Raw genomic sequence first — 21,582 nt, forward strand, 5'->3', positions numbered from 1 at the left:
CGGACCCTGCCACGGGATTGTAGATTCAACCCCATTCCTCACTCACCTTATACTGACTTACTGAACACAGGCTCAGTTGGCTGGCTGGCCCAGAGGCGGGCGTCTAGGCACATGGCGATGTTGCGCACGAAAGGCTTGCCGGCTGGCAGCACCTGTATGTCGTGGTTGCTGTATTCCACCAGTCCGTCCTCAGCCAAGGGCTGCAGGCGCACGAGGGCATCCACGAAGTAAGGCAAATCGTCCTCGCTCCAGCTGGTGTAGTCGCGGCACATCAGGTTCTGGATGTGCTTGCGCAGCAGCATGTCCTCACCGGTCAGTTCGTGGCCCTTCAGGATAGGCAGATGCCCCTCTAGCACGGCGGCTTCATAAGGCTCCACTTCCTTCACGTTCTGCATGAAGGCGGTGCCGGTATCAGAGATGCTGGAGGCGCCCAGGCCAATCAAGAGTTCGGTATGGCGGGCGGTATAGCCCATGAAATTGCGGTGCAGTTTGCCGTTGGCAGACGCGATACACAGCTCATCCTCTGGCAGCGCGAAGTGGTCCATACCTGTCTCGATGTAACCGGCCTCTTCCAACATGGCTCTTCCCAGTTCATACAGACCGCGTTTCACTTCCGGTGACGGCAGGTCGGCCTCTGAATAGCGGCGCTGGCCTTTGCTCTTCCAGGGCACGTGGGCGTAGCTGTAGAAGGCGATGCGTTCCGGGCGCAGCTCTTTCACTTTCTCGATGGTGTTGTGCACGCTGGCGGCAGTCTGGTGCGGAAGGCCGTAGATGATGTCGCCGTTGATGGAGGTATAGCCAATGGCACGGGCTATGTCGAATATCTCTTTTGTCTTCTCAAACGTCTGGATGCGGTTGATGACGAGCTGCACATACGGGTCGAAGTCCTGTATGCCGACGCTCAGTCTGCGGAAGCCCAGGTCGTAGAGCACCTGCAGCTGCTCGGCGTTGGTCGCGTTCGGGTGAACCTCGATGCTGAATGCCGCATCGGGCGTAATCTCGGTTTTCTCCAGCAGTTTCTCCAGCATCATTTTGAGGTTTTGGGCGCTGAAGAAGGTAGGGGTGCCACCACCCAAGTGCAGCTCCGTGATGCGTGGTTTCTCGTCAAACAGCGCCAGGTACTGCTCCCACTCCTGCAGCAGGGCCACCATATAAGGCTCCTCCACCGCATGGTTTTTGGTGATGCGCTTGTTGCAGCCGCAGTAAGTACACAGTTTCTCGCAGAAGGGCAGGTGCAGGTATAGGCTGATGCCTTCTTTTTTGTTTGTCTTGCGGAAAGCCTGCTGCACATGCAGCTTCCAGCGCTCCTCGGTCAGCGGCTTCTCGTCCCAGAACGGAACAGTAGGGTAACTGGTATAGCGGGGTGATGGCACATCGTACTTGGCCAATAGTTCGGCAGGAGTAGCGGGAGTGACAGCAGTTTTCATAAGCAATAGGGTTGATAAGAATACCGAAGCAGAAACCTGCTCCATTACGTTGACAAAGGTCGGGCACCCGTTGCGGTTAAGAAATGATATTTGTCAGTCCTGCCGTTTTTTCTCAAATTTAGGGGATGCCAGAAGGGTGACATTCGTCAGATTATCCTGAAGAAGGCACAGATTTACCCAAGAAATCGCTATGCTAGAACATATCACAGTACCCACGCTTTTACTCGATGAAACCAAGTGCCGACAGAACATTAAGATGATGGCGGAGAAGGCGAGGCGCAATAACATCCGGCTGCGGCCGCATTTCAAGACGCACCAGTCGACGCAGGTGGGGGAGTGGTTCCGGGAGCAGGGCACCACGGGCATCACCGTCTCATCGCTCACCATGGCGCGCTACTTCGCTCAACACGGCTGGGACGACATCCTGGTGGCTATACCTGTGAACATCCGGGAGATAGAGCTGGTGAATGAATTGGCAAGCCAGGTACAGCTGCACCTGGTAGCCGTGAACATCGAGACGGTGGAGGCGCTGGCGCAGCAACTGCAGCACCCGGTGAAACTCTGGCTCAAGATTGACACCGGCTACCGCCGCACCGGCATTCTGCCGCACAGCCACGAAGAGCTGGACCACATTGTGCACCTGCTGGAGCAGAGCGATAAGCTGCACTTTACCGGTGTGTTGGCCCACGACGGCCATACCTACAAACAGACCGACAAAGAGGCCATCCGCACCATCCACCATACCACCGTGTTCCTCCTGCACCTGGTGCGCGACAGGTATAAAGCCCGCTTACCTGAGTTACAAGTCTCCATCGGCGACACGCCGTCCTGCAGTATTTTGGAAACCATCAACGGCGTGGATGAAATCAGGCCAGGAAATTACGTTTTTTACGACCTGACGCAGCAGCACATCGGTTCCTGCAGCTTCGAGCAGATAGCGGTGTGCATGGCCTGCCCGGTCATTGCCAAGCACCCGGAGCGCAACGAAATCATCGTGCATGGGGGCAGTGTACATTTTTCCAAAGACAGCCTCTTGGAGCTGGATGGGTCTGTCATCTTCGGGCGGGTGGTGGAACTGTCAGAGAACGGCTGGTCTGCCCCGCTGGAAGGTATAGCACTGGTGTCGCTGTCGCAGGAGCATGGTACGGTGCGGACCTCCAAGGAGCTGTTTGACAGGTATAAGGTAGGCGATTTGATGGGCATACTGCCCATTCACTCCTGCCTCACTGCCGATGCCATGCGCGGCTATACCTCTCTGGACGGAAAACACCTGGAGCACCTATCGGGTGTGCCGGTGGTGGGCTGAGGAGTATCCCATAGGTATAGCAACTTATCTGGCAGACAAACAGATTCCTACAAATCACAACCGGATAATTGCCGCATACACCCCTTGTACCACGGCTGCCATCCGGTCGAAATCCAACGTGTCGATGGTGTCACTGGTCTGGTGGTAGTGCGGGTTGCGCAAGAAAGAGGAGTCGTTTATCATCACGGCGTCGATGCCGTAGGTCCAGTAGTTGCGGTGGTCGGAGAGGCCCACGAGTCCGAAACCCGCCGACAGGTTCACCGAGTGCACGGCATCGGAGGTATGCTGCCGCATCAGGTCACGCACATGCTCGGTATACTTTTCCTGGCCCGTCTTGCCCACCACCACGATGAAGTTGCCCGTGCTCGGGTAGTGTTTGGCCAGTTGCGGGTCAGGGAATTTCTGCGAATTGGGCTCATCCGAAAAGTAGCCAATCATCTCATAGCACACCATACACTTTACTTTCACCTGCTGCTCGTGCAGCGATTTGGCATGCACGGCGCTCCCCATGTCCTCGCTGGCAAAGTATGGAGGTTCTTCCAGGCAATAGGCCACCAACTCCAGGTCTTGTTGCAGAGTGGGCTTTTGCGCGTGCAGGAGTCGGGCCGTTTCCAGCAGGCCCGCCACGCCGCTGGCGTTGTCATCGGCACCGGGCTGGTCGCCGCACACGTCATAGTGCGCCCCCACCACCACGCGCTCTTTGCTATGGCTGCCCCTGAAGAAGGCGATGATGTTGCGGTACGTCCTGCCATCTACTTTGAACGGCTGCTCGGTCACTTCACAGTCCAACTGCTCAAACTCGCTCCGGATGTAGTCGGCGGCGGCGTCAAGCGCCTCCATGTTCCGGTAGTTGCGGGCGGGTTGAATGGTGGTCAGCCGTTCCACATCTTGGTGTAGTCTTTCCTTGCTTGCGTCCATTGTTCTTGTTTCTTGGTGACAAAACTTTTTCTACGGATTTGCGGGTAAGTGTTTGTGAGGCAGGTAGGTATAAATTTCAGGTTGGGCAGGGCTGCTTGAGCTATACCGAAATATTCATGCTGGAGCAGACTTCCTATACCCTTCATTTGCCCGAAAATTATACCTTTGCTGCGGAGGAAGTATGAGTACAGTCAAGACACCCAAACCGCTTAAACCCATCCGGACACCCAAGCCTACGCAGGCTCCCAAGGTGCCCCGTGCGCCGGTGCAGCGGAAGAAAAAAAAGAAGCAGCCCTCGCGGCTGCCCTTCTGGATAGGTCTGGGTGTGGTGGCGGCTATCGGGCTACTGGTGCTGTATGTGGAGGTCTTCACCGAAAAAAAGCAACCGGTTTGGCCGGAAGGTCACAGTCCGTTGGGCAACACGCTGCTGGGCATTGACGTGTCGAAGTACCAGCGCAACATCAACTGGGAGAAGGTGCGCGACAACGATGTCTCCTTCGCCTTCATCAAGGCCACCGAGGGAGCCAAGCTCAAAGACAGCCACTTCAGCAAGAATTGGGAAAAGACGGCGGAGGTCGGCATCATCCGGGGAGCGTACCATTTCTACCGGCCCAACGTGAGTCCGGATGTGCAGGCCAACAACTTCGTGGGCGCGGTCACGCTCCAGCCCGGCGACCTGCCACCCGTGCTGGATGTGGAGGTGCGGGGCCGGCAGCCGCTCAACCATTTCCGGGGAGACCTGAAAGAGTGGCTGGTGCTGGTGGAAAGGGCCTACGGTATCAAGCCCGTCATTTACACCGGCTATAGTTTCTACAAAGACTACCTGGAGGGTTACTTCGACGAATACCCCCTCTGGATTGCCCACTACAACGTGAAGGAACTGGCCCTGCAGCGCAACGAACGGACACTGCTTTCCTTCTGGCAGCACACCGACCGCGGCGTGATTGACGGCATCAGGGGCGAGGTGGACTGCAACATCTTCTACGGAAGCAAACAGGAACTACGGAAGGTATGCCTGCAACCCAAGGCGGCCGGAAAAACAGAGAAGGCGCAGCTATAAGCCGCGCCTTCTCTGTTTTGTGGGAGCAGGTATAACCAACTACCAGTCTGTGTTCCACCTGTTCTGGGCGGTGTTGAAATTACGTGAGCCGCCCCTTTCTCGGTCCATATCTCTATCTATATCTCTGCCCTGGTTTCCACGCTCCATGTGGCCGGATGAGCCATAGTCGCCGGCACCGTAGTTGCTTTGGGTCATACGGTGGTAGCCACCGCCCATGTAGTTGCCCTGGTCATCGCCGTAGTTGGAGCTGTAGTAATCGTCCCGCTCAAAGTCATACCTGCTTTGTCCGGCGCTGCCCTGGAAGCGGCGGGAGGTATCGTGGCCGTATAGGTCTTCCTGGTTGCGTCCTCCGTAGCCACTCTGCCCTCTGCCATAGCTTCCGCCACGGCTGTAGCTCTCGTTTCCAAAAGAACTGTAGCCTCTCGGATTGTCGCCTCTGTCGGTTTCTCGCTCGCGTTCCCTTCCCATATAGGCTTGGGAGGAGCCCATGCCGCTGTCGAACGGATGGTCGGAGGTATGTCGGCCACCGCGGATGTCTCCAAAGCCCTGCGCCCCGCCATAGCTGCCCATGTTGCCATAGTTGCGGGAGGTGCTGTAGGTGTCGCTGTCTGTGATGTTGATGTTGGAGTAATTACCGCGGCCGCCGGCGCGGTAATTGCCCTGGTGGCCGTAGCCGCCGCGGGCCGAGGAGCCGTAGGCATTGTGGCCATAGTTGCTGTCACTTTCCGGGTGGCGGTAGCGATCGGAGCGGTGGGTATGGAAGTCGCCTTCGTGCTGGCCGTAGTTTCTGTTTTCTCTGTCTCTGTTCATAGCCTTGTCGTTTATAGCGTTAGTGAATATGCACTTTATTATAAACGAAGCGCTGTGGCATCGGTTTAAATGATGTCAAAGAATGCCATACCTGCTGGTTTAATGGCGAGGCCCTAGCGGACGTACTGCACCACGCTCTGGATGGAGGTACTGGCTTTTTGCGGAAGCTTGTGTACCATGGGGATGTCCTGGCTGCGGGTATTGTTTCCGTAGGGCTTATACCCGAACAACAGAAACCCTGAGGAAACGGCTGCCGCCACAATCGTAATCACGATGGCAGCGTAGCGTATACCATCGTAGAACCCGTGCCGGGTGCGCCAGATGAACAGGCGGAGTGGCTGGAAGAGGGGCTGCAGCAGGCGCGCATGCAGCACGTTGTGGCGCACCCACTGGATGAACTTCTCCTGACCAATCACCACCACACTGGCCAGTATGAGCACATTCACGAGCGAGAACATCACCATCATCTGCACATAAGGGTTGGTGAACACGTGGTCGTAGATGTACTGCGAGTAAGCGATGGCACCCAGTATAGCGGACACCATGAGTATGTTGGGCAGACTGAGCACCCAGTTGTTCTTGGGTTTGTCATCTTTCGGGGTAGGGATGTAAGGCACTTTCACCCGGAATATGGAATAGATGAGGCCCAGCATGAACACCCACCAGGTGCCGGTGCGCAGTATACCCCCGAACAGGTGGAATCCCTTTTCGTTCTTCTCGTGGAGCCAGCGCTGCGCGTATTGCCGAATACAAATGGAAATCAGGAAGAAAGGAGTGAACATGATAACGAACTCGCCCAGCGAAACATACCACGGGAACTCTGCCAGTATAAGTGACAGCGAGGGTATCAGGAAATCGAAGAGGTTGAACACGCCGAAGAGGTAGTACATGGGCAGCGTGAAGTAGTGTATGCGCTGGCGCCAGGTGAACTTGCTAAACAGCCGGGGGTATACCGTGAACAACAGTTCAAAGGTGCCGCGGCTCCACTTCACCTGCTGCTTGAAATAGGCGGCCAATGTGCCGGGTACCAGGCCGCGGGTCAGAATTTTGGGCACGTACACCGATTTCCAGCCTTTGGCGTGCAGCTGCATGGCCGTGTGCATGTCCTCGGCCAGACCGGCTGCGTGGCCTCCTATGCTGTCGAGGGCGCTGCGGCGGAAGGTGCAGTTGGCTCCGATGGCCTGCACCGTGCCGTGTGAGTTCATGCCCATCATCATGGGGCCGTAGAAGCTGTAGGTCTGCTCGGCGGCGCCGTAGGCCACCAGGCTCTCCTTCTGGTTATGATAGGCCTGCACGCACTGCACATAGCCGATTTCCGGGTCCTCGAAGTAAGGCAGCACCTCATCCAGAAACTCCGGCACCGGCACGTGGTCCGGGTCAAGGATAAGGCAGATGTCGCCGGTTGCTTGCCGGAGCGCATTGTTGATGTTGCCGGCCTTGGCGTCGACCTTCACGGTGCGGGTCACATGCATGACGCCCAATCGTTCGCATTGTGCTTTCAGATAAGGGTCATCTCCTTCGTCGCAAAGGTAGGTGGTATGGGGGTAGCGAATGCGCTGTATGGCCTCCAGGGTGTTTACAATCATGGAATGCGGCTCGCCGGGGCAGGCAGTGGTCAGCACATCCACCTTGAACCTGGTACGCAGTTTGGGCGCAATGGGAGCACTCACATCAAAGTAGTGGTACCACTCATGCAGGGTGCGGAGCAGTTTGAAGAACAGAGCAGTGGTGAGCAGGATGTAGAGGGGCATGTACCCCACATGGTCCTTGTCCAGAAACCAGTACAGAAACAGCGCCATGGTCACAAGCCCTAACACAATCATGAGGCGGATGGTGCGGATGTCCTGTGGCTTTGGGGTGACGGCGGGTATGGAAGAGCGTTGCTCTTTTTTAGGCTCGGTATAGGTATGCATGTCTGAGAAACGACAAAACAGGATTTTTTTAGTGTAAAATTAGAAGCATCCGCTAAGACGAATTAATCTTATAGCCGTCAGCTCGCTGGGCTTGATAACATCTTGCGTTTATACTCGTAATAGCCTCAAAAGTTATTCCCTGAACATAATTAATTGCTATACCTACTTCCGCCACGCCCTACCCATGCGCACCTGCCATACCTCCATTATCCTGCTTAAAAGTGCAATTTGCCTGGCCCTAATCCCGCTGTTCATCTCTTGTTCTTCCAGGGCATCTGACGCAAACAGGTATAGCCTACAAGGCAGGAAAGTAGAGGTGGTGAAAGCAGGAGGGAAATTCACCTTGTATAAAGATGGCGAACCCTATTTTATAAAGGGCGCTGCCGGCTACGAGCATTTTGACCGGGTGAAGGCCTATGGCGGTAACTCGGTGCGGGTATGGCACACCGACGATGCAAAGCGCATACTGGATGAGGCGCACGCCAACGGGCTCACCGTGATGCTGGGACTCTGGATGGAGCGCGAGCGCGAAGGTTTCAACTATTACGACAAGGAGGACGTGGCGGCGCAGAAGGAGCGGCTCCGGCAGGAGGTGCTCAAGTACAAAGACCACCCGGCCCTGCTGATGTGGGTAGTAGGCAATGAGTTGTATGCAGAAGGGTCTAACGTGAAGGTATGGGACGCCGTGAATGGGATAGCCGAGATGATTCACGAAGTAGACCCCGACCACCCGACCACCACCACCGTCATGAACGTGCCCCTGAAAGTGGTAAACCTCATCAAGCGGCGTTGCCCGGCCATCGATATCCTGTCCATCAATGCTTTCGGGTCCATGCACAACCTGCCCGATGAGATAAAAGAGACCGACTGGGACGGCCCCTATGTGATTGCCGAGTTCGGAGGCAGAGGCTATTGGGAGGCCTACACCACCTGGTGGTATGCGCCCATAGAGCAGACCAGCTCCGAGAAAGCTGCCTTTGCTCGGGCCAACTACAAACGTACCGTGTTAGGGGACAAAGACCGTTGTCTCGGAGCCTATGTGTTCATTTGGGGCTACAAGTATGAGACCACACCCACCTGGTTCAGCCTGATGACCGAAACCGGTGAGGAAACGGAACTGGTGCAGGTCATGCGCGAGCTGTGGACTGGCAAGTCAGATTTCAACAAGGCACCACATGTGGCTTACCTTTCCATCAAAGACATTTTCCCTTCGGACCAGGTATACCTAAAGCCTGGGGAAGAATGCACCGCTGCCGTATACGCCACCGATCCGGATGGAGACCCACTCCAGGTGAAATGGGAGGTGCTGCCCGAGACCGTGAGCGAAGACGGAAACACCATCAAACAAGAGAAACCGGAACTGGTGCAGGGTGTACTTGGTGCGGCTGAGGGTGCCAAAGTGGTGGTGAAAGCCCCTAGAAAAGACGGCGCCTATAGGCTGTACGCTTACGTGTATGACGGGCAGGGCAACGTGGCTACCGCCAACTTTCCTTTTTATGTCAAGACCAACGCCGCCTACAGTTCCGCGCTTGATTTTTATTAGAAATCCGAGATATTGTCCAATTGCCAGATATAGCCGTGGAGCGACAGAAACAGAAGAGGGACTGTCCTGCCACTTATTTAGTGAGAGGTATAACCAAGGCAGCCATTTCTGAGTAAACCACTTACCCCAGTTTCAGTACAGGAGTAGTACAATTTCTGATTGTCCTGTAAGGCAGGCCCTTCCCGGGCATTGCCATCCTCTTCTGAAGCCTTGTTTAATATTTTTCTGGAGCATGATTTCAATCAAATGAGTAAAGAGATAAACAACGTAACAATAGATGTAGAAGCCGTGCAGGAGCTAGATGGCGCGCACGCTTTCTACAAGGAGGCGCTGGAGCTGCTGGTGCAGAGCGGCGCCAAATTCCTGGTGGGAGGAGGCTTTGCCCTGGACATGTATACCGGCATCAAGCGCGCCACCAAAGACCTCGACATCTTCTGCAAGGCGGGCGAATGCCCGCGCATCCTGAAGACCTTTGGCGAAAGCGGCTACGATACCCAGATGACGGACGCGCGCTGGCTGGCGAAAGCGATGAAGGGAGACAATCTGGTGGACCTCATCTTCAACAACCCGGGCAGCCTGTGCCCGGTGGACGACCGGTGGTTCGAGCACGCGGTGGAAGGAGAGCTCTACGGCATCAAGGTGCGGTTCATGCCTGCCGAGGAGTTGATTTGGTGCAAGCTGTATGTGCAAAACCGGGAGCGCTACGATGGGTCAGACATCAACCACATCATCCTGCGTTACGGCGACAAGCTGGACTGGAACCGCTTGTGGACCTACACCGAACGCCACTGGCAGCTGCTGCTGGCCCAGTTCCTAAGCTTCCAGTTCGTGTACCCGTCGGAGCGAGACATCATCCCGCGCTGGCTGATGGACGAACTGCTGTTGCGCGCCAAAGAGCAGTATGAGGTGGAGACGCCTGTAGAGAAAATTTGCCGCGGCCCCTTCATCGACCAGACGCAATACGGCCCAGACATCACGGAGTGGGATTACAAAGTAGTCACTATCCGGACGATTTGATGTGCCACACCTCAGGTATACCTGAGCGAGCGAGGGCGCTGCAGATTTTTTCTGCAGCGCCCTCGTCTGTTTCATGACTTCCCTCTTGGGGCAGTATATACAACTATCACCTTCAGAACCTATCGCTTCGTCGTTCCAGCAGGATGGTGTTGCGCCAGGTGCCGTGCAGCTGCGCCACCCGCTCGCGGTAACCCACCTGCCGGAAGCCGTGGCGCTCCTGCAGGCGCAGGCTGGCTGTATTCTCAGCGAAAGTGGCAGACTGTAGCGTCCAGATGCCGTTGGCCTCGCTCTCTGCAATCAGGTGTTGCATGAGCAGGTCGGCTATACCTGTGCCTCGGTGGGCGGCGGCTATGTAGATACTGAATTCGGCCACTCCGCGGTAACAGTGTCGGTCCGAGACAGGCAACAACGCCACCCAACCCATAACTTCACCAGCCGCAATGGCCACCAGGCGGGTGTGGGGCAGGTGGTTTCTGTCCCAATCCTCCCAGGAAGGTATTTCGGTGTTGAAGGTAGAGAAACCGGTCCGCAGGCCTTCTCCATAAATTTGGAGGACAGCCCCCGCATGTTCCGGCTGCATGGGTATCACCTGTACCATGTGTTATTTCCAGACTAGAATGAGGGTGCCACACAGGATAACGCCCATACCTAGCAAGAGGCGGGGCGTGAGCGGCTCGTTCAACAGAAAGTAGGAGAGCAGCACGGTTACCAGTATACCTGCCCGGTCGATAGTGGCTACAATGGATACATCAGCTGTTTTGATGGCTTTGAAATAGAGAATCCAGTAGACGGCGGTACAGGCGCCTGCCAGCACAAACCAGGTCAGCGTCTTGCTGTCAATCAGCCTTGCGGACTTGAGCCCACCGGCGTATAGGGCGTTGGCCAGCACCATCAGGAACAGCACGCCGGTTCGTATCACCAGGGCAAGGTGTTCATTGGCATTGTTGTTCATCCCCATCTTCGCAAACACCATCGCCACGCCCCCTGTGAGCATGGCAATGAGTGCATAACCTAACCATGTTTCCATTCTCAAATTTTTCAGGCCACAATAGTACGACAGGTTTTTGATACTCAATCCATATGTGGCCGGAAAATCCGTCAGTCTCTCGAAATTATCGTATCTAGTTTCTGGTAAGTTTGTTGGCCATACTGACCTGTGTTATCTCAGCCTTCACCGCTTCGAAATCGGAGCGGAACTTCCTGTTCTTCAGGAGCTCCTCCACAAACTGACGGGCGAACTCCTTGCCAGCCTCCGAATCGCTTGGGTAATGCACGCCCCGTGTCTCCCTGGAAAAAGCCATCTCACTGGCAACTCCCATAAAGTGGTCAGCATACGCTGGGAAGATGTGGCTAAGCAGGTAGGCATGCACGTGTGAGGCGGAGGAGTGGCCGCTGGGGTAGGAGGCATGTCCTGGTGCTTCGAGGGGCTGCAGGCGCGGCTCCAGGTGGTAGGGCCTGGCTCTGTTGAAGTCGGCCTTCAGGGAGAAGAAGTAGTAGGTGGCATCTTGTAGCACATTTTGCAGCACCCGCGCTGTGACAGGAAGCTTTTCAGGCATAAACCATGGCCCCAGGTCCCGACCAATATAAAACAGGCTGTTGATGTTGCGGGTATAGTCCGGGTCTGAAGGGTTGGTGTTCAGCGGGTCAAAGTAGATGTCAGCCATCGCTTCGGTTCTGGCTATTTCCTCTGCGGTACGGCTTTGCTGCAGCTGGAGCAGGAAATCCAGTTCGGCCCGCGTTTCAGCGGAGCTGTTGGCCGGGAAAGGCTTGATTTTGAATCTGCTTGCCGGTACCTGCAGGTATACCGTCCGCATCTTGAGGTAGGCCCCTCGCTTGAATTCTGATTCCGGGAATCGAATGTCATCCAAGGCCTTGCTTGTCGTCTCCGGGACAGTTTTAGCTGGTAGGATAGATTTGTAGGCCAATGCTTGTGGCGTTACGGCTTGGGCCCAGGAGGGAGCGCTCAAAAACAGAGACGAAAGCAGGAGGAAGGCCAATGCCAAGACAGGAGTTATGTTTGTCTTTGACTTTTCCTGCACTTGCTTGCAGCAGGAGGTAGTGCCATGACCTGTGTTCTGACTGTTGGCTGTTGTCTCGTTCTCCAACTCAGCTTTGAGTTGCGCGACAGACTTTGGTGTAGCAAATTGATAAATCGGTTCCATATGATGAAGTGCTTACGTTTGGTTTACATTCATCAGGATGACGGGGAGGTGGTTGGAAAGACGCAGGAGTGGAATATGTTTTTTGCATAATACTTTTGCTGAGGGCTCTGGCTATACACCGGCGGGATGCGTTTTCCCATCGCAGCTTCCTATTCTGGAGCTCCTGAGCCGTGGGCGGCGTAGCCAGAAGCTGTTGCTATACCACTTGCTTACCCTGTGGTGCTAACAAAAAGAAATTGAGAATGATTGATTTCCCCCTGCTCCCTTCGATGGGGGATGACCACACTAACTGTCATTCCTTTACATTTTTGTCATTTCAACGATAGGAGAAATCCTATACCCTCCTGGCCCAGCATCCAGCGTTAGTGTAGATGCGGCATTTCTGAGAGGCACCTTCTGTAACAGCCTCTCATCTTTTACCACAAGTTCCCGCTGCGCTCGCACCGGCGGTGGCTATGGTAACAGATTCCTCCTATCGCCGAAATGACAGAGAGTGTATAGGTATAGCCTTGTGCAACCACCCCTGCCCCTCCTTAACTTTTTTGAGAGCCCCTACCCCAGAAGGGGGAGGCTGACATTACTGTTGGTCAGGTATAAGCGGTGTAGCAAATTACCACGGGCAGGTATAGCCTTGACACCCCTCTGACTCCCCTCAAGGGGAGAGTTGCCCTGTAGCAACCGAGCGGCGGTTTGAGCCAGGTGCACCTGATGGCGCTCCACTGTGGGGGTAGGGGCCCTCTTTAAGAGCTTTCAGCGAGTTCAAAAGCGTCTTGATTCTTTTGCTTTCTTTGGGGGTAGGGGCCCTCGATTCTCATCAAGGAGAAAAGTGAGTGCCCGCCGCACAGGCGAAGCTGTACCACAACTCAGCGAGCAAAAAACAAAAGCAGTGGCCATGAAACAGCATTTTCAAAACCGCAGAATAGCAAAAAGCCGCTCCATGGTAACACATAGCGGCTTTGCCTATAAATCTACATGATACTTATACTTTGGCCGGTATACGCTTCAACGTTTCCAGCAGGAAATCCCAATACTTTTGCACCGAGCTAATCTGCACCTTTTCATCCGGGGAGTGGGCGCCGCGGATGTTGGGGCCGAAGGAAATCATCTCCATCTCGGGGTAGTTGGCGCCGATGATGCCGCACTCCAGGCCGGCGTGGCAGGCATTGACGTGTGCCTCTCCATTGAATTTCTCTTTGTACAAGTCGCTCATCAACTGCACGATGCCGGCGCCTGGCCGTGGCATCCAGCCAGGATATTGGCCGCTAAAGCTCACAGAGGCTGCTGCCAATTCAAGGGCACTCTTGATGGCAGCGGCTAAATCCATTTTCTCGCTGTCAACGGAGCTGCGGGTGAGGCATTGTATGGTGATGCTGCTGTCCTGCACGAGTACACGGGCCACGTTGTTGGAGGTCTGCACCAGGTGCTCAATCTCGGGGCTCATGCGGTAGATGCCGTTCGGGCAGGCATAGAGCGCACGCAGCAGTCTGCCTTGGAAATCTGTTGGCAGCACCTGTGCCGGGGCATCAGCAGGCTCCAGTTGCACCACCAGGTTCGGGTCGGTGGTCGCGTGCTCATGCTTAAGAACGGTTGTCAACTCTTCTACGGAGTTCTCAAAGGCTTCTGCCTGACCAGCAGGTATAGCCACCAGTGCAACTGACTCACGTGGGATGGCGTTGCGCAGGCTACCACCATCAATGGTGGCAATGCGTAACCCATGCTGCTCCGCTGCGTGGTGCAACAGGCGGTTCATGAGTTTGTTAGCATTGCCCCTGCCCAGGTAGATGTCCATGCCGGAGTGGCCGCCGGTAAGGCCCTTGAGGCTGATTCTATACCCTTTCACGGCACCTGAAACTGCTTCAGGCTGATAGCTAGCCGTGGCGTTGATATCCACGCCGCCGGCACAGCCAATGGTCAACTCAGTGTCGTCTTCCGTGTCGAGGTTGAGCATGATATCGGCTTCCAGCATACCGCTCTTCAAACCAAGAGCGCCCGTCATACCTGTCTCCTCATCTATCGTAAACAGAGCTTCGATAGCCGGATGTTCGATGTCTTTCGAAGCCAGCAAGGTCATGATGGAGGCAACGCCCAATCCGTTGTCGGCGCCCAGCGTGGTGCCTCTGGCTTTTACCCAGTCGCCGTCCACATACATGTCAATACCTTGTGTATCGAAGTCAAAGTCCGTGTCGGCGTTTTTCTGGTGCACCATGTCCACGTGGCTCTGAATGAGGACCGTCTTGCGGTCTTCCATGCCGGGCGTGGCTGGTTTCTTGATGATGATGTTGCCGATTTCGTCCTGTATGGTCTCCAGCCCCAGTTTCTGGCCGAACTCCTTCACGAAAGCCACCACGCGCTCTTCCTTTTTAGAAGGACGGGGCACAGCGTTCAAATCAGCGAAATTATTCCATAGTTCCTTGGGCTCCAGGGCCCTCACTTCAGTACTCATAGTTGCTTGTTGTTTTCTGATTTTTCGGTTCTCTTCTGGTTCAACGGTGGCCGCTGCACAGGTATAGCGCAGCGATTTTCTTACCAGATTCCAGGCGCTAATGTAGCAAAAAGCCGCGGAAGCCAATCGGTCAGGCAGCGGCTATACTCTAGGATTTGAGGAGGATGCGGAAGACAGAGCCTTTGCCCAGTTCGCTCTCAAATTCTATCCTGCCGTCGCAGTTCTCCACGATGCGCTTTACAATAGCCAGACCCACGCCTGTGCCTTCCACATGAGCATGCAGGCGCTTGAACATCACGAACACCTTCTGCTGGTCTTCCTTGCGCAGGCCCAGTCCGTTGTCGCGCACCGTCAGCACGGTAAAGCCCTCTTGGCTGGCCGTGCTGATGGAAATCTCGGGTTTGCGCTCCGGGGAGCTGTACTTGATAGAGTTGGAAACCAGGTTGTAAAGGATGCTGCGCAGGTTCTTCCGGGAGAAGACGATGTCGGGGGTGGCCGAGAAGTCCTCTTCTATAGTCGCGTCATACTTTGTAATCAGGTCCTTGATGCTCAGCCGCACATCCTCCAGTATCTCCTGGAAGCCGACGCGCTCATGCTCCGCCGATTCCTCGTACTGCACCTTGGCCACCTCGGTCAGGTCCTGCAGGGCGTTCTTGAAACGGAAAATGGCATCGTGTATCATCCGGATGATGTCGGACACCTCTTCATGGCCCAAGCCTTTTTCCTGCATGGTCTCATCCAGCGCCACCATCAGGCCCTCAATGTTGTTAATAGGAGCCTTGAGGTCGTGCGAGGCGGTGTACACAAAGTTGTCGAGGTCTTTGTTGACGCGGGTCAGTTCCCGGGTGCGTTCTATCACCCGTTCTTCCAACTCCTGGTTTATCTCCAGTGAGAGGCGGTTGGCTTCTTCGAGCTTTTTCTTCTGGAGGTAGAAGCGCACAAATGTGGCCACCTTGGCCCGGGTGATGTAGGGGTGCAGCGGTTTGAACAGGAAGTCCACGGCGCCGGCCTCGAAACCCTCAATCACGTGCGCATCCTGTTCGTTTATGGCCGTCACGAAAATAATGGGGATATGGCGTGTCTTGGAGATGTCGCGCAGGTAGCGGGCCACTTCGTACCCGTTCATACCCGGCATCTGCACATCCAATAGGATAAGGGCCAGTTCTTCCTGCAGGGCGATTTTCAGCGCCTCTTCGCCGGAGTTGGCAAACAGGTAAGTGATTTCCTGCTCCTCACTCAAGAGCAGGCTCTCCAGGCTCACGAGGTTTTCCGCCTTGTCGTCTACCAGCAGAATCTTTACAGGATGCACCTCTGACTTTGTGGCGGAAGGAATAGGAGTATGGTCAGTGATCATGTACAGAAAGTAAATAAGCTTGTATTTGCGCCAAGTTCATCACGCGGCAACCAGGGGTCTTCGCGATGGCTGCCAGTGGCATGGTCGAGACCTCCGCTTCTTCGGGAGCCTGTACAATGGCCTCGCCTTGTTTCTCAAAGATATAGTTTAATCCCGAACTTCCATCACTGCTGGCCCCACTCAATAGAATTCCGATGGTGCCGGCCCCGTAGACATCGGCTGCGCTCGTGAACGTGACGTCGATGGAGGGGCGTGAGTAGTTTTCGAGCTCCGAATCATCCAGCGACAAGGTATGGTCCGTCTCCAGCAGCACATGGTAGTTGGAAGGGGCTATGTACACGTGCCCAGACAGCAGCGGCTCCTTTTCCTCCACCTCCAGGGCAGTCAGGGCCAGCCTTGTCGAGAATATCTCCTGCAGGCTGCCCTCCGTAGTGCGCAGCCGGTGCAGCACCAGCACGATGGGGATGCTGTAGTCTGCCGGAAGCGCAGAGAGGATGCTGAGAGAGGCCTGTATGCCTCCCCAGGACCCCCCAATCACGACCAGCCTTGACGCTTCCTGCTGCATCAGTTTGTCTTACGGTATACACGGTTGCTTTTGTCTACTGCGGTATAGCGGTTGCTAATGCCAGCCATGGCCAATGTTTCTTTTTTGCCCAGCGCCAGGTAGCCCAAGCTGACCAGGCTCTCATCGAATAGGCTGTACACCCGCTCCTGCAGCACCCGGTTGAAATAAATGAGCACGTTGCGGCACACAATCAGGTGAAACTCATTGAAGGAGGAGTCGGTGGCCAGGTTGTGGGGGTATACCACCACGTTCTTCACCAGCGCGGAGTCAAACTTCACGCTGCCGTAGTTGCTGGTGTAGTAGCTGGCGAATTCCTTTTTGCCCCCTGCGGCATAGTAGGCGGCGGTATAGGCGGGCATGTTGGTTGCCGAAAAAATGCCGGTTTTGGCCTGCTTCAGCACTTTCTGGTTGATGTCGGTGGCGTAGATTTTCGTGCGGCCCAGCAGACCTTCCTCCTGCAGCAGGATAGCCAGCGAGAAAAGCTCCTCGCCGGTGGAGCAGCCGGCATCCCATACCTTGATGAAAGGGTAGGTAGACAGGATAGGCAGAACATTCTGGCGCAGCGACAGAAAAAAAGACGGGTCACGGAACATCTCCGTCACGTTCACGGTGATTTCCTGCAGGAAGTTCTCAAAAAAGAAGCTGTCGCTGAAGAGGTGCCCCCGCAGTTGCTCCAGCGAGTTGAGGTGCTTCTGCGAAAGGAACCGCTTGATACGCCTGTATACCGAGGCCCGCGAATAGCCACTGAAGTCGTAGCCGTACTGCTGCTTTATCTCCTCAATCAACGTTTCCACATCCTGCTCAAAATGAGCCTCGTTCTCAAGCTTCATACAGCCAGACGCGCATCAGGGTAAGCAACTTGTCGGTATCCACCGGTTTGGGTACATAATCAGATGCACCGGCAGCGATGCAGTTCTCCTTGTCTTCTTTCATGGCTTTTGCGGTGAGCGCGATGATGGGCAGTTGTTTGAAACGAGAATTCTCCCGGATTCGTTTTGTCGCCTCGATGCCGTCCATTTCGGGCATCATCACATCCATCAGCACCATGTCGATTTTCTTCTCCGTCTCGAGTTTCTCGAGCGCCTCCTTTCCGTCGTAGGCGGCCACCACCTCCATGCCGTGCAGCTCCAGCAGGCTGCTCAGCGAGTAGATGTTGCGCACATCATCGTCCACCACCAGCACCTTGCGGCCGCGCAGCACCTCTTCGGGCACATGCAGCTTCATCTTGAACTCATTGCCCGGCGGCAGCTTCTGGTTGACCTTGTGCAGGAACAACTGTACCTCATCGAGCAGGCGCAGGTACGAGTACTCGTTCTTGATGATGATGGTGTTGGCAAACTGCTTCAGCTGCGTCTCCTCCTCCTCGCTCAGGTCCTTGCCGGAGTAGATGATGATAGGTATATCCGAGAGGCCGGTCTGCGACTTGATTTTCTTCATCCAGTCGTAGCCCTTCATGCCCGGCAGGTTGAGGTCCAGGATGATGCAGTCCACCTTCTGGCGGGCCAGCACCTGCTCGGCCTCTTCGGCGGAGTAGGCGGAGGTGGACTTGAGGTTGTGCGCCAGCAGCAGCTCTGCCACCGCCTGGTTCTCCACCTCGTTGTCCTCCACGATAAGGATGTTCTCAATGGAGTTGTCTGATATGCCGGATATGGTGGTGAAGGCTTTGTTGAGCATCTCCAGGGTCACCGGCTTGGGCAGGTACTCTTCGTTATCGGCGTGCTCGCCTATCACGGCTTTGTCATAGGCCGACATCACGTGCACGTTCACATGGCGCAGCTGCCTGTCCTCGCGCACCTGCTTCAGCACGTCCCAGCCCGACATGTCGGGCAGGTGGATGTCGAGCAGCATGGCGTCAGGCTTCTGTTGGCGGGCTAGTTGCAGGCCATCCTGGCCGGTATAGGCCTGGTGCACGGTAAAGTTCTTGGCGGCTGCGAAGTCCGCCAGTATGTCGCTGAAGCCTTTGTCGTCCTCCACAATCAGCACAGAGATGTCCTTTTGGCGCTGGGTGTCCAACTGCTCGAACATGTGGTGCACGGACTCGCTTCTGCTGGCAGGTATAGCCTGTGCCTGTGGGGCTTGCGTGGCTTTCTTGCCGGCTGAGGCAGGTATGCGGGGCAGGTATAGCGTAAAGGTGCTGCCTTTGCCCGGCTCGCTCTCCAGCATCAGTTCGCCGCCCAGCAGCGTGGCCAGCTCCTTGCTGATGGTGAGGCCCAACCCGGTACCGCCATACCGGCGGGTGGTGGAGGTGTCGGCTTGCTGAAAGGCCTCGAACACGACTTCCTGCTTATCCTGGGCTATACCTATACCTGTGTCACGCACGGCAAAGGCGATGACCTCCGGTTGCTCGCGCAGGTGCTCGGACTTGAACTTCGGACGCTTGGTGACCTGGTAGATGGACAACTCGACTTCGCCGCCCTCGTCGGTGAACTTGATGGCGTTGCCGATAAAGTTCTTCAGAATCTGCTCCAGTCGGAAGCGGTCGGTGGTGATGGTGTCGAAGCTGCCCGGGCTATACCTCTCGGTGTAGCGAATGTTCTTGCGGGAGGCCACCTCCCGGAACATCGGCTCCATGGAGACGTCCTCCAACCTGATTTCGTTAGTCTCCAGCTTCACCATACCTGATTCTATCTTGGACAGGTCGAGTATCTCGTTTATCAGCTTGAGCAGGTCGTTGCCGGAGCGGTGTATGATTTGGGCGTGGTCTATCTGTTTCGTCGACAGGGTATTCTCGGCGTTGTCGGCCAGCAGCCTGGACAGGATGAGAATACTGTTGAGCGGGGTGCGCAGCTCGTGGCTCATGTTGGCCAGGAAGTCGCTCTTGTACTTGCTCACCGTCTCCACCTGCTGTATCTTCAGTTCAATGGCCTGGCGGGCGTCCTCCAGCGCCTTGTTCTTGGTGTGCAGCGTTTCGTACTGTTCTTCCAGCAGCTGCGCCTTCTCCTCGAGCTCGACGTTCTTTTCCTGCAGCTCCTCCTGGTTCACGCGCAGTTCCTCTTCCGAGGCCTTCAGCTCGGCGTTCAGCTGGCGCAGTTCTTCCTGCTGCGTTTCCAGTTCCTCGGCCTGGTTCTGGGTCTCGTAGAGCAGTTCCTGCGTTTGCAGGTGCGCCTTCAGGGTATGCACCATCACGGCTACCCGCTCAGCGGCTGTGTCCAGGAAGGACTGCTGCAACGGGGTATAGGGCTGGCGGGAGCAGAGCTCAATCGCACCCACGATGTTCCGGCCGAAGTACAGCGGCACGATGATGATGGAGGCAGGTGCTATCTCGCTCAAGCCTGTCTTGATTTTGAGGTACTCATCCGGTATGCCTTCCAGTATCTGGCTTTTGCGGTCGCTTACGGCTTTGCCTACCTTGCCGGCGCCAATGCGGAAGGAGGGAAGCTGCTCTTTGCTGTAGAGCAGGCCATGGCTGGCGGCCGGGGTTAGGTTGTTGCTGTCGCTGTGCAGGTAGAGGATACCGGCCTCTGAACCGGTGTAGTCGCAGAGATAGGAAATGGCTCTTTCCGTCACCTCATCCAGTGTAATCTCGCTGCCGATGGCGTTGTTCAGTTCCGAAAGGCCGGTCAGCGTCCAGTTGCGGTTGGCATTGTCGGCGGTGAAACCCTGCAGGTTGTCCCTCATGTCGCGTATGGCGTGGCTCAGCACATCCTCCTTGCTCTGCACGGGCACTTCTACATCATACCTGCGTTCGCCTATGGCCTGCGCCACCTGCGACAAGACGACGGTCTTGTTCAGTACACCCTTAAAAGAGTCCGCCACGCTGCCTATCTCATCTTTGCTGTTGATGTCAATCACCACATCAGTCGCGCCGAGTCGGATGCGGTCGGCCGCCGTCTTGAGCGATGAGAGCGAGTAGGAAATCAGGTTGACGATGTAAACGGAAAGCGTGATGGTCAGGCCCAGTATGAGGATAGCTACCACTAGCAGCCCCGCCATGTATTGTTGCTTGCGGTCGCTTTCGGCTTCAACCTGCTGCCGGATGTTGTCAATCAGGATTTTTTCAATAGACCTGTACTCCTCTATGCTCTGAGTGAACCGGTTGAACGTCTCAGTGGTGTTATAGGAGGATAGGTTGAGCTCAGGCTTTGCCTCTATGGCCTGTAGCAGGTTGGCAACATGCTTGTAGTTCTGGCTTGTGGTTACTTCCTGCACCTGCTGCTCGGTTGCCTCGTCAGCATAGTGGCTGAAGGTGGTCAGCGACCTGTTATAGGCGTCTAGTTGCGAGTTTATCTGGGCGTACTCCTGATAAGAGAAAGCGCCTTCCTGAATCACCATCATCAGCAGACTCCTGATTCGCCCCAGATGGATTTTAGCCTCCGCCAGGTGCCGCAGACTGGCTAGCTGACGGCCTATGGTGGCGTTGCCGGTGCCTGTTGCGTTGGCCTCTATCCTGTCGAGGAAGGTGAAAATCAAGCTGGAGGAATAGGACCGGAACTCCTGTACATCGAGCCTTTCCTGGTCCAGGCCATTCCGGTATTTCTTCAAATCGTTCAGCAGCGCCAAATCAGCGAACTGGCGGCCCGTGTTGTTCAGGAAAACCTTCAGTTCGCGCTCCATGGCGTCGGTGTTGCTCCGCAGGGCCTTGGCTTGCAGCAGGTAGTTTGTGTTTCCGCCGTCGGCAGCTAGAATGCGCGCCCGCTCTTTCTGGAAAGCGTGGAGCAAGGCCGATAGCTTGTCCGTTTCCTCGAGTTGGATTGCCTCTCGTTGCAGCTTCTCGTTTTCCTGTACCTCCAACCTGACCGTAGAGAACACAAGGTATAAAAGCGGGAAGAGCAGCAGGGAGAGCAGGAGCAGGAGCTTGTCTCTTATTTTGAGGTTCTTGATTATGTTCATCTAGCTAACGTAGGTTTAGGCAAGGGTATAGCAGCCCACTCGGATTAAACCGCAAGTTAGCAAAACAAGCAGTAATTTGCTTTTTGATTTCAGGAATAGGGTGGAGGTGGATTTCAGGTATAGGCAGGTTTATTTTCAACCCGATTCAGATGCCCCCCAATATGCTTGCGCGTGGGCCAGAGGAGGTTTTTCTTGTCAGTGTTTCGGGCTTGGCGCACGGAAGGTTCTGGGTAG

Annotated in this window: 16 protein-coding genes; 4 read left to right on the forward strand and 12 right to left on the reverse strand. The window is 55.5% G+C overall.

Annotated elements, in window-relative coordinates; translation table 11 throughout:
• Positions 1–47: 47 nt before the first annotated feature.
• A complete protein-coding gene (gene hemN / locus B051_RS0112995) occupies positions 48–1,427 on the reverse strand; it encodes an oxygen-independent coproporphyrinogen III oxidase (RefSeq protein WP_051080667.1) in 1,380 nt (459 codons plus the stop codon).
• A 190-nt stretch (positions 1,428–1,617) separates the two neighbouring features.
• Here hemN and B051_RS0113000 point away from each other — a divergent pair, with 190 nt between their 5' ends.
• The gene (locus B051_RS0113000; RefSeq protein ID WP_033316871.1) at positions 1,618–2,733 is read left to right on the forward strand and encodes an alanine racemase; all 1,116 of its coding nucleotides are present in this window, start codon (positions 1,618–1,620) and stop codon (positions 2,731–2,733) included.
• A gap of 54 nt (positions 2,734–2,787) precedes the next feature.
• Here the strand turns inward: B051_RS0113000 and B051_RS0113005 are convergent, their stop codons facing one another.
• Positions 2,788–3,651: a M28 family peptidase gene (locus B051_RS0113005; RefSeq protein WP_018478644.1), complete on the reverse strand. Its 864-nt coding sequence runs from the start codon at positions 3,649–3,651 to the stop codon at positions 2,788–2,790.
• A gap of 181 nt (positions 3,652–3,832) precedes the next feature.
• Here B051_RS0113005 and B051_RS0113015 point away from each other — a divergent pair, with 181 nt between their 5' ends.
• Complete coding sequence (locus B051_RS0113015) at positions 3,833–4,711, forward strand: glycoside hydrolase family 25 protein (RefSeq protein ID WP_018478646.1); 879 nt, start codon at positions 3,833–3,835, stop codon at positions 4,709–4,711.
• 39 nt (positions 4,712–4,750) lie between these two features.
• Here the strand turns inward: B051_RS0113015 and B051_RS0113020 are convergent, their stop codons facing one another.
• A complete protein-coding gene (locus tag B051_RS0113020; RefSeq protein WP_018478647.1) occupies positions 4,751–5,521 on the reverse strand; it encodes a hypothetical protein in 771 nt (256 codons plus the stop codon).
• A gap of 113 nt (positions 5,522–5,634) precedes the next feature.
• A complete protein-coding gene (locus B051_RS21285) occupies positions 5,635–7,434 on the reverse strand; it encodes a glycosyltransferase family 2 protein (protein WP_051080664.1) in 1,800 nt (599 codons plus the stop codon).
• A gap of 184 nt (positions 7,435–7,618) precedes the next feature.
• On the opposite strand from B051_RS21285, the gene B051_RS0113030 reads away from it, so the two are divergent.
• The gene (locus B051_RS0113030; protein ID WP_018478648.1) at positions 7,619–8,977 is read left to right on the forward strand and encodes a glycoside hydrolase family 2 TIM barrel-domain containing protein; all 1,359 of its coding nucleotides are present in this window, start codon (positions 7,619–7,621) and stop codon (positions 8,975–8,977) included.
• Positions 8,978–9,223: 246 nt separating this feature from the next.
• The gene (locus tag B051_RS0113035) at positions 9,224–9,994 is read left to right on the forward strand and encodes a nucleotidyltransferase (RefSeq protein WP_026236384.1); all 771 of its coding nucleotides are present in this window, start codon (positions 9,224–9,226) and stop codon (positions 9,992–9,994) included.
• Between the two features lie 112 nt (positions 9,995–10,106).
• Here B051_RS0113035 and B051_RS0113040 read toward each other — a convergent pair whose 3' ends face one another.
• The 8 genes from B051_RS0113040 to B051_RS0113080 all read right to left on the reverse strand — a co-directional run bounded on the left by B051_RS0113040 (position 10,107) and on the right by B051_RS0113080 (position 21,348).
• Complete coding sequence (locus B051_RS0113040; RefSeq protein ID WP_018478650.1) at positions 10,107–10,592, reverse strand: GNAT family N-acetyltransferase; 486 nt, start codon at positions 10,590–10,592, stop codon at positions 10,107–10,109.
• 3 nt (positions 10,593–10,595) lie between these two features.
• Entirely contained in the window at positions 10,596–11,021 is a 426-nt protein-coding gene (locus B051_RS0113045) for an EamA family transporter (RefSeq protein ID WP_018478651.1), read from the reverse strand.
• 94 nt (positions 11,022–11,115) lie between these two features.
• On the reverse strand, positions 11,116–12,156 hold the full coding sequence (locus B051_RS0113050) for a phosphatase PAP2 family protein (RefSeq protein ID WP_018478652.1): 1,041 nt from the start codon (positions 12,154–12,156) through the stop codon (positions 11,116–11,118).
• A gap of 979 nt (positions 12,157–13,135) precedes the next feature.
• Positions 13,136–14,599 carry an aminoacyl-histidine dipeptidase gene (locus B051_RS0113060; protein ID WP_026236385.1) on the reverse strand — a complete coding sequence of 488 codons (1,464 nt, stop codon included), beginning with the start codon at positions 14,597–14,599 and terminating at the stop codon, positions 13,136–13,138.
• Positions 14,600–14,747: 148 nt separating this feature from the next.
• Complete coding sequence (locus tag B051_RS0113065) at positions 14,748–15,953, reverse strand: sensor histidine kinase (RefSeq protein ID WP_018478655.1); 1,206 nt, start codon at positions 15,951–15,953, stop codon at positions 14,748–14,750.
• Positions 15,943–16,518, reverse strand: coding sequence for a chemotaxis protein CheB (locus B051_RS0113070; RefSeq protein ID WP_018478656.1), 576 nt, complete (start codon positions 16,516–16,518; stop codon positions 15,943–15,945). Before B051_RS0113070 ends, B051_RS0113065 begins: the two co-directional genes overlap by 11 nt.
• Positions 16,518–17,348, reverse strand: a complete 831-nt coding sequence (locus B051_RS0113075) for a CheR family methyltransferase (protein ID WP_018478657.1) — start codon at positions 17,346–17,348, stop codon at positions 16,518–16,520. Before B051_RS0113075 ends, B051_RS0113070 begins: the two co-directional genes overlap by 1 nt.
• Entirely contained in the window at positions 17,338–21,348 is a 4,011-nt protein-coding gene (locus tag B051_RS0113080; RefSeq protein ID WP_018478658.1) for a response regulator, read from the reverse strand. The genes B051_RS0113075 and B051_RS0113080 overlap by 11 nt, the downstream gene beginning before the upstream one ends.
• Positions 21,349–21,582: the final 234 nt, after the last annotated feature.

It is taken from the genome of Pontibacter roseus DSM 17521, assembly GCF_000373265.1.
Taxonomy (GTDB): Bacteria; Bacteroidota; Bacteroidia; order Cytophagales; family Hymenobacteraceae; genus Pontibacter; species Pontibacter roseus.

Bases quoted from the DNA above. Each gene is read 5' to 3' on its own strand.
- B051_RS0113045 (WP_018478651.1), bottom strand. From the start codon at position 11,021: ATGGAAACATGGTTAGGTTATGCACTCATTGCCATGCTCACAGGGGGC.
- B051_RS0113000 (WP_033316871.1), top strand. From the start codon at position 1,618: ATGCTAGAACATATCACAGTACCCACGCTTTTACTCGATGAAACCAAG.
- B051_RS0113040 (WP_018478650.1), bottom strand. From the start codon at position 10,592: ATGGTACAGGTGATACCCATGCAGCCGGAACATGCGGGGGCTGTCCTC.
- B051_RS0113070 (WP_018478656.1), bottom strand. From the start codon at position 16,518: ATGCAGCAGGAAGCGTCAAGGCTGGTCGTGATTGGGGGGTCCTGGGGA.
- B051_RS0113080 (WP_018478658.1), bottom strand. From the start codon at position 21,348: ATGAACATAATCAAGAACCTCAAAATAAGAGACAAGCTCCTGCTCCTG.
- B051_RS0113035 (WP_026236384.1), top strand. From the start codon at position 9,224: ATGAGTAAAGAGATAAACAACGTAACAATAGATGTAGAAGCCGTGCAG.
- B051_RS0113065 (WP_018478655.1), bottom strand. From the start codon at position 15,953: ATGATCACTGACCATACTCCTATTCCTTCCGCCACAAAGTCAGAGGTG.
- hemN (WP_051080667.1), bottom strand. From the start codon at position 1,427: ATGAAAACTGCTGTCACTCCCGCTACTCCTGCCGAACTATTGGCCAAG.
- B051_RS0113015 (WP_018478646.1), top strand. From the start codon at position 3,833: ATGAGTACAGTCAAGACACCCAAACCGCTTAAACCCATCCGGACACCC.
- B051_RS21285 (WP_051080664.1), bottom strand. From the start codon at position 7,434: ATGCATACCTATACCGAGCCTAAAAAAGAGCAACGCTCTTCCATACCC.
- B051_RS0113020 (WP_018478647.1), bottom strand. From the start codon at position 5,521: ATGAACAGAGACAGAGAAAACAGAAACTACGGCCAGCACGAAGGCGAC.
- B051_RS0113005 (WP_018478644.1), bottom strand. From the start codon at position 3,651: ATGGACGCAAGCAAGGAAAGACTACACCAAGATGTGGAACGGCTGACC.
- B051_RS0113060 (WP_026236385.1), bottom strand. From the start codon at position 14,599: ATGAGTACTGAAGTGAGGGCCCTGGAGCCCAAGGAACTATGGAATAAT.
- B051_RS0113050 (WP_018478652.1), bottom strand. From the start codon at position 12,156: ATGGAACCGATTTATCAATTTGCTACACCAAAGTCTGTCGCGCAACTC.
- B051_RS0113030 (WP_018478648.1), top strand. From the start codon at position 7,619: ATGCGCACCTGCCATACCTCCATTATCCTGCTTAAAAGTGCAATTTGC.
- B051_RS0113075 (WP_018478657.1), bottom strand. From the start codon at position 17,348: ATGAAGCTTGAGAACGAGGCTCATTTTGAGCAGGATGTGGAAACGTTG.